Origin of the sequence: Pseudomonas sp. GL-B-26 (genome assembly GCF_019947405.1) — a bacterium.
Taxonomy (GTDB): domain Bacteria; phylum Pseudomonadota; class Gammaproteobacteria; order Pseudomonadales; family Pseudomonadaceae; genus Aquipseudomonas.
This window is the reverse complement of sequence record NZ_JAGYGJ010000086.1, coordinates 1-7,683: the sequence shown is the minus strand read 5'-3', so window position 1 is coordinate 7,683 and position 7,683 is coordinate 1. Positions and strand designations below refer to the sequence as shown.

Sequence of the window (7,683 nt, the reverse complement as noted above, 5' to 3'; positions counted from 1 at the left end):
TCGGCTGACAAAGACTGATTGATCGTCGTATGCTTTTTCATGGCCTCGCCCTCGCTGTCGTTGGCTTCTATAAGAATGCCACCGTGGCGCACAGACGCCTCGGCTTGGGCGAGTCCATTCAATTACAAGTCCGCATACCAACCCGACGATCAACCCTCCCTTTCAATAAACACCGCCTAGACTTCAGGCATCTGCACCCGAGCGGCCAGACATGTCCCGCAGTCTGCGTAGTCCAGGATGGTCAACGCTCCGACTTCGGCTCGGCGGATGGCTGTTGCTGATCACTTTTCTGTTGGCCGGGCTGGGCAGTGTCTGGGCTAACTGGAGTTTTACGCAGATTCTGCAAACCGCTGAAGATCGCTACGGCACCCTCGGCCCGGGACGGGGAAGGATCGAGGCCTGGAGTCAAATGCTCAGTAGCGAAGTCAACGCCCCCGAACGCGAGCAACTGAACGCGGTCAATCGCTTCTTCAATCAGCAACTGAACTTTCTGGACGACACCCGCATCTGGCATCAGACCGATTACTGGGCCACGCCCGTCGAATCCCTGATCAAGGGTGCCGCTGACTGCGAGGACTACGCACTGGCGAAATATTTCAGCCTGCGCTACCTGGGAATTCCCAGCGAAAAACTACGCATCACCTACGTGAAAGCCCTGACCCAGAACCAGGCGCACATGGTGCTGACTTTCTACAACAGCCCCACGGCCGATCCGCTGGTGCTGGACAACTTGATCGGCGAGGTCCGCCCCGCCTCCCAACGCAAAGACTTGCTACCGGTGTACGCCTTCAACGCAGAAGGCCTTTACTTGCCGGGAGCCAATGGCGGCAAACGCAGCAGCGACTCGAAAAAACTGTCGCGCTGGCAGGACGTACTAAAAAAGATGCAGGCTGAAGGGTTCGCCGTGGGTGACGGCTAGCCACCTGAGCAAGGAGTGATTCATGTCACTGCGTAAACAGTTGTTTCTCGCCATTTGCCTGTTCTTGCTGGTGGCGTTCAGCGGCAATTTTTTTGTCAGTCTGGAAAGCTCTCGCGACCAGATGCTCGGCCAGTTGCGCTCCCACGCCCAGGACGCCGCCACCGCGTTGGGTTTGTCGTTGACGGCGCAAATCGATGACCCGGCCATGATCGAATTAATGGTCAGCTCGATTTTCGACAGCGGTTATTTCAGCAGCATTCGGATCATCAACATCGAGGATGCGCAGGTGCTGGTAGAGCGCAGCGCGCCGGGACAAATCGACGGCGTTCCCGGCTGGTTTGTGAACTTGGTCAACCTCCACCCACCCGGTGGCGAAGCGCTGATCATGCGCGGCTGGGTGCAGGCGGCACGGGTCGAAGTGTTGAGCAATCCGCAGTTCGCCCTGGCCAAACTCTGGGACAGCACCCTCGGCAGCCTGATCTGGTTGCTGGTGTGCGGCCTGCTCAGCGCCGTGTTTGGTGGCTGGTTGCTGCGCCGGCAATTTCGTCCACTCGACACGATGGTCAAACAAGCCGAAGCCATCAGCAAACGCGAGTTCCTCAGCCTGCCGAAACTGCCGCGCACACCGGAGTTGAAACGCGTGGTACTGGCCATGAATCAGATGGTCGAGAAGCTCAAGGCGCTGTTCGCCGAAGAGGTCGCACGCAGTGAAAAACTGCGGGTCGAGTCCTATCAGGACAGCCTTACAGGCCTGGCCAATCGACGCTTGCTGGATGAAGAGTTGGCCGACGAGTTGCTGGTCTCCGAGCAGAGCAGCGACGGCCATTTGCTGATGCTGCGAATCAACGATCTGGTCGGTCTCAACCAACGCTTGGGCGGCCAGCGCACCGATGCGCTGATCAGCGCCGTCGGCGAATTGCTCAAACGCCTGACCCAGCCACCGGAACGTCGCACCTGGCTAGCCGCGCGTAATCGCGGCGGTGAATTCAGCCTGCTGACGCCAGGCCTGGACAGCACTGACGCCGCACGCCTGGCCTGCGAAATCAGCGCCACCCTGGAAAACCTGCGCCTGACCGGCGCCAGCGACGCCATGCCGGTGGCGCATTTGGGGATCGCCCCTTACCATCCCGGTGAACCGGCCAGTGACGTGCTGACCCGATTGGATCAGGCGCTGACCGAAGCCCGGCAACATCCCGAGCGCCCGTGGGTTCACTTGGCCGATTCCATCACCGCGCCGAACCCGTCCCAAAACGACTGGCAAACCTGGATCGACGACGCCCTGAACCAAGGCAAGATGCAACTGTATTTCCAGCCGGTGGTGCAATGCGCCGACACCAGCCAGGTGCTGCATCACAAAGTCCTCGCGCGCCTGCTCGACCCACAGGGCGAGGCCATTGCCGCCGGGCACTTCCTGCCGTGGATCGAGCGACTCGGCTGGTCGGCCCGGTTCGACCTGGCCATGCTCGAAGCCACCCTCGACTACCTCATCGTCAATCGTTGGCCCCTGGCGTTAAGCCTGTCCGGCAGCACCCTGCGCGATCCAGCGCAGCTGCAACATATCCTCGACATGCTCGAAACGCTGCCCGAACTCGCACCGTTGCTGATTCTGGAAATCGACGAACGCCAACTGCCACCTCAGGAAGAACTGCAACGCCTGAGCCACAGCCTGCTCAACACCGGTTACCGCATCGGTCTGCAGCATTTTGGTGGCAGCTTCGGCCAGATCGGTAACCTGGCTCAACTGGGGCTGGCTTACTTGAAAATCGATGGTGCGTACATCCGCCACATTGATGAGCAGAGTGATAAAAAGCTGTTCATCGAGGCTATTTTTCGGGCGACCAACAGCATTGATTTGCCGTTGATTGCGGAAATGGTGGAGACCAAAGGGGAGCTGGAGGTGATCCGGGAGTTGGGATTGTTTGGGGTGATGGGCCGGTTGATTGGGCCGCCGGAGCCGATGTAATGCGGTTAGACCGTTCGTCTTAAACGTGGGTTTACCTGTCATATATGACAGTAGGCAGAGGCTGGAGCGCGTTATCTAATCTGACCGTATCGGTGCCGCCCATTCGGGAAGCCGGGCGCCTCTTATGGAAGGTACACATTCATGAACAGCCCAATGACAAACGCTGGCCCTGCCTCCAACCAACAAATCGTTGTATTCCCGCCCGATCGCGGCATCGGCGTACTGGCTGTCGATCCACCCTACCCGCCCGGCTTCAAACCGCAGAACGACGGTGCCTTGGGGATCAACATCAACATGGTATACGGCGACCGCGATGGATTGCTGGTTTACATCCTGGCCTATCTGAATATGGCCATCGGCGACAACATCAAGGTTTACATCGAAACAAAAAACGCGCCCGTCGCCGCATTTTCGGTCACCGAAGCGCATTTCGATGCTGAAGGTAACGCGAAAAACATTCCTTTTTATATTTCCGCCAAAGACATGGAAGCCAAGTTTCTGAACCTTGGGAACAAGGACTTCTGGTTCGAGGTTCAGCGCGTGAGCGGCAATCCCTCCGAAGGATCGCCTCCTGTTCAGATGTTTTACAAACATCCAGCACCGGGCGAAGCGGACACTGACGGTGGTAAGCCATTCAACCAGGGCCTCAAGTTGCCCGTAGCCTCGGAAAGCGTCGTCGATCAGACAGTGATCAATGACGGCATGTTCGTGACCGTTCTGGAGTACTTCAATCAATCCATCGGTGACGTGGTGGTGCTTGCCTTCGGGTCTCTGCTCCTGGAGACCACCGTCACCGTATTGGGGGATGTTGTCTTTGAACTAACATCGGAAATGCTCGCCACTTTGGCACCCACCAACAGTCTGGTGGTGCGCTGGGAAGTGTTCGACGTGGTGGAAAACTCCAGCGGCTGGTCGGATGCACTCATCCTCACGTTCAAACCCGGTGTGGTGTTGCTGGCCGCACCGATCTTTGAACGGGCCGATCCCGACAACGTGGTGCATCACGATGGGCTTGCGGGCGAAGCCATGGTGATCCTGGTCACCGGGGTATTTGCAAAAAATGATCTGATTGAGCTAACCCTGGAAGGGCTCACCCGAGGTGGCGACCCCGTCACCCACACCTTCAGCGTGACGCTGGCTGCAGCGAGCAGAACAGTGGACTTTCCGGTATTGAATGAGTGGGTACGCAACCTGATTGGAGGTTCGGCGCGAGCCACCTACAGATTGACCAAAGCAGGCAAGACTCAGCGCTCGAAACCCGCCGATGCCACCTTCACTGGCACGTCCCAGCCACTGGGCCTGCCGATTGTCGATCCGCTGGTGGACAACAAACTACCGGTCGACACCGCCACGGCCACGGTGCGGGTCGCTGAATATTGGCCCTTGAAAAAAGGCGCGATCGTCAAACTTCATTGGCAAACCACCGATCAGGACGGGATTAAGGCGCTGTTCATTTTCCAACAGATCGTCGTCGACCCAACACAACCCGTCATCTTCCAGGTGCCTGCCAAATACATCGCCCCCTACGCCAGCACCCCTTTGGCCGTGCAATGCACGGTGACTAACCCGGGAGAGGTGGAGGTGTTTTCGCGACTGCTGCAATTGATGTTTGGCGACGTGGCGCAAATTGTATTGGAGCCACCGTTTCTGGTCAGGCCGGCGGTCAGTCCAATTGATGTATTGGCCTATCCGGAAGGGGTGACGGTCCGGATTGAATACCTCGGGGCTCTGGACGGTGACCGGGCGCGATTGGTCGAGGTCAATGCGCCGGCGGGTTCACCGCAGTTTCCGTTGGTAGCGTTCAACAGCAACAAGCGCGTCAATACTCTCTTGACTCAAGCGTTTCTGGTGGCCCGGCACGGAAAGGTGTTTGAGCCGCGGTGGAATCTGAATCGGGGTGGCGGGCAGGCAGGGAGGTCACCGGTGGTGAAATTGAGTGTGCTGAAAATTGCGGATGGGGATATGCGCTTGCCAACTCCAACCATAGACCGTGCATCAGGGCAGGAACTGGATGTGACCCTACTGCAGGCTACGGATCAGCTACGGGTAGGCGAGTGGCCGGGTCAGGTGCCGAGGCAAAATGTCTGGTTGGAGTACAAGGGGTTTGATGCCAATGGCAGAGCTATTGTTTTTAACGACATGAAAGGAGAACCTCATGACTCGGCGTCGGGACTGACTCGACTGGTACCTTTTACGTGGTTAAACACGCTGGAGGATGGCAGTGAACTGACCATCCTTTTGAGGGTGAACTTGGATGGTGTGCCCAATACGCAGACAGCTACAAAGTTTCCGGAACAGGTCTATAGGGTCAAGGCAGTCGCGCTCATCACACCGACCATCAATTCCGTGAAGGATACGAAGAATATTGAGATCCCTCAGGATGGCACGACCACCGACACCACCGTGACCCTGGCGGGCAAAGCGACGGGGAATCTGCAAGTGGAGATTTTTGATGGGACGACGTCCCAGGGGACGGCACAAGTCAACGCCAGCGGCGACTGGACCAAGCAGGTCACCGGCCTCACCGTGGCGGCACATAGCTTCACCGCCAAAGGGCTGTATGGCAGTAACCCGGTGTCGACGCCGCCACGCACCTTGACGGTAACCCGCCCCTTCGTCGTCGACACGTCCACCATGATCCTGGATGGCGTCGCAGTTTACGTGAATGGGTGGGTAGAAAGTGGGAACACCATCGAAAACAATACCAAAATCCGGCAACCAACGTCCGGAACACCCGTATATACCTACCAATCGAGCGATCCCACCATCGTGCAGGTTTCTGGAGATGGAAGCGTCACCGGCCGGCGCAACGGAACCGCCAGCATAAAAGTGCTAGACGCGTCCGGGCAATCTGCCGAATACAATGTCCGGGTTACAAACGTATACAGAATCGTATTAAACAGCGCGCTGTTAACAGGCGACCAAGCCACAGCATGGGCCCGATCCCAGGGTCACATAAATTTGTACCCCTTAAACGACGTAACCAGCAAAATTACCACAGCGTTCAGCCGTACATATGGCATGTATCCAAATCCCAACCTGCGCTTTTTCCCCCGAACGGAAGGCATAGATTATCCCAAAGTAAGCAACCCACCTCATTACCAGATGTACGGGTGGATAGCGCGGACCTATGTAGTAAACCCACAGGGTGGCAAGATGCATGAAGGACTTATGTGCTTCTCCTCTGGCGGGAGCGCCATAGGAGGCGCATCCCTCTCACACGTATACGGACAAAGCGCACCTCCATTCATCAATTATCAAGGAAACGCATGGTTCACCACCCGCTCGGGAGCGTTCGCTTTACTGACAACATAACTTACCAGCCCCAAGCCGGTCGTGATCTTGATACGCAAAACGTTAATCCGCGACGGCTGTCTCCCTCAGTATCTGGGGTAGGCAGCCATAAGAGGAAAAGCGGACGCATTTATCTACCGGCCCAAGTTGTTTGGTCGAGTTACACCGACCTGAAAAAATCGTGTGGAACTCAGGTTTTTGAGTGTGTTTCATAACTTGAGCCACGCACAGTCAGTCCCCTCTCCCTCCGGGAGAGGGTTAGGGTGAGGGATGGATTCCGAACTGAACGACGAACCCTCAAACACCAAAAAACCCGCCATCCCTTTCTACGGGGATGGCGGGTTTTGTCGTTTCAGATCACACGGTATCCACCTTCAACGAATGATCATTCAACATCCCGTTGATAATCGTCGCCGTATCGTGCCCACCGGCAATCACCCCACCCGCCCCCGGCGTTACGCCGTAATGGCTGGCCAGGTTCACACCCGCCAGATCAATAGTCTGATTCGGCGCGGCACCAGCCATGGCGCTGACGTCGATGCTGGTGACCAATGAGGCACCGCTGCCAGTGACTTTGAAGTGCAGGTAATCATCCACTGCGGTGCCGTTTTCCCCTTGCAGCAGTTGCGACAGGTCGAGTTTGTCGGTGCCCGGCGGCCGCTGTTGCCTTTGAGCCACTGGAAGGATCCAGTGCAGCTGCAACACATCCTCGACATGCTCGAATCGCTGCCCGAACTCGCGCCGTTGCTGATTCTGGAAATCGACGAACGCCAACTGCCACCTCAGGAAGAACTGCAACGCCTGAGTCATAGCCTGCTCAACACCGGTTACCGCATCGGTCTGCAGCATTTCGGCGGCAGCTTCGGCCAGATCGGCAACCTGACTCAATTAGGTCTGGCCTATTTGAAAATCGACGGTGCGTACGTCCGTCACATTGATGAGCAGAGTAATAAAAAGCTTGATGGGACGTTTGATTGGGCCGCCGGAGCCGATGCAAGGGGTTCGACCGTTCGTCCTAAACCTGTCGCCACCTGTCACATTTGACAGTAGGCAAATCATCCGACATCAGGTGTCATGACGCTCATCGTCGCCCTTTGCTTTTAACTCGTGGGCACCTCGGACAAGGAGTAACGCCATGACAGCTGCAGAGATTCTCAAGTTGGATCTGGTCAGGATCGAGGGCATGGAAACCACCGTGCCTGGAGGGATCAACGCACAGTGCGGCATCCCGATTCTCGCAAAGATGGACTCCGGATACTTAGCTGTCGTGGACCCTTTTCCCGGTAGCCAGCAGGGCCAGACCATCACTTTGTACGTGAACAAGCTGAAGGTCGATTTCCACACCTACCTGAACCCAGGAGATGAAAACAAACCCGCCAATCTCCAAATCCCGGCGGACTATCTGCGCGAAGGCCGGAACCTCATCCACTACGCCGTCACCAACGGTTCGCAAAACATCGGTACCTCTGAGGACCTGCAGGCATGGTTTCACCGGGAGGGGCCGGGT

3 protein-coding genes and 3 pseudogenes are annotated in these 7,683 nt (G+C 57.0%); 5 read left to right on the top strand and 1 reads right to left on the bottom strand.

Translation table 11 applies throughout. The annotated features are described in order from the left end of the window. The first annotated feature begins 211 nt into the window (after positions 1-211). The 3 genes from lapG (at position 212) to KGB23_RS29810 (ending at position 6,197) form a co-directional block, all read left to right on the top strand. Positions 212-919 (top strand): cysteine protease LapG, encoded by a 708-nt coding sequence (lapG, locus tag KGB23_RS29820; RefSeq protein ID WP_223433670.1) that lies wholly within the window; start codon positions 212-214, stop codon positions 917-919. Between the two features lie 22 nt (positions 920-941). Then, positions 942-2,882 carry a cyclic di-GMP receptor LapD gene (gene lapD, locus KGB23_RS29815; protein WP_223433669.1) on the top strand — a complete coding sequence of 647 codons (1,941 nt, stop codon included), beginning with the start codon at positions 942-944 and terminating at the stop codon, positions 2,880-2,882. 141 nt (positions 2,883-3,023) lie between these two features. Continuing rightward, positions 3,024-6,197 (top strand): Ig-like domain-containing protein, encoded by a 3,174-nt coding sequence (locus tag KGB23_RS29810; protein WP_223433668.1) that lies wholly within the window; start codon positions 3,024-3,026, stop codon positions 6,195-6,197. 336 nt (positions 6,198-6,533) lie between these two features. Here KGB23_RS29810 and KGB23_RS29805 read toward each other — a convergent pair. Next, a pseudogene (locus KGB23_RS29805) lies at positions 6,534-6,862 on the bottom strand (type I secretion C-terminal target domain-containing protein); the annotation flags it as partial. Here KGB23_RS29805 and KGB23_RS29800 point away from each other — a divergent pair. Continuing rightward, positions 6,858-7,136: pseudogene (locus tag KGB23_RS29800) on the top strand (EAL domain-containing protein); the annotation flags it as partial. The pseudogenes KGB23_RS29805 and KGB23_RS29800 sit on opposite strands and share 5 nt — an antisense overlap. A 175-nt stretch (positions 7,137-7,311) precedes the next feature. Next, positions 7,312-7,683 (top strand): annotated as a pseudogene (locus KGB23_RS29795) (hypothetical protein); the annotation flags it as partial.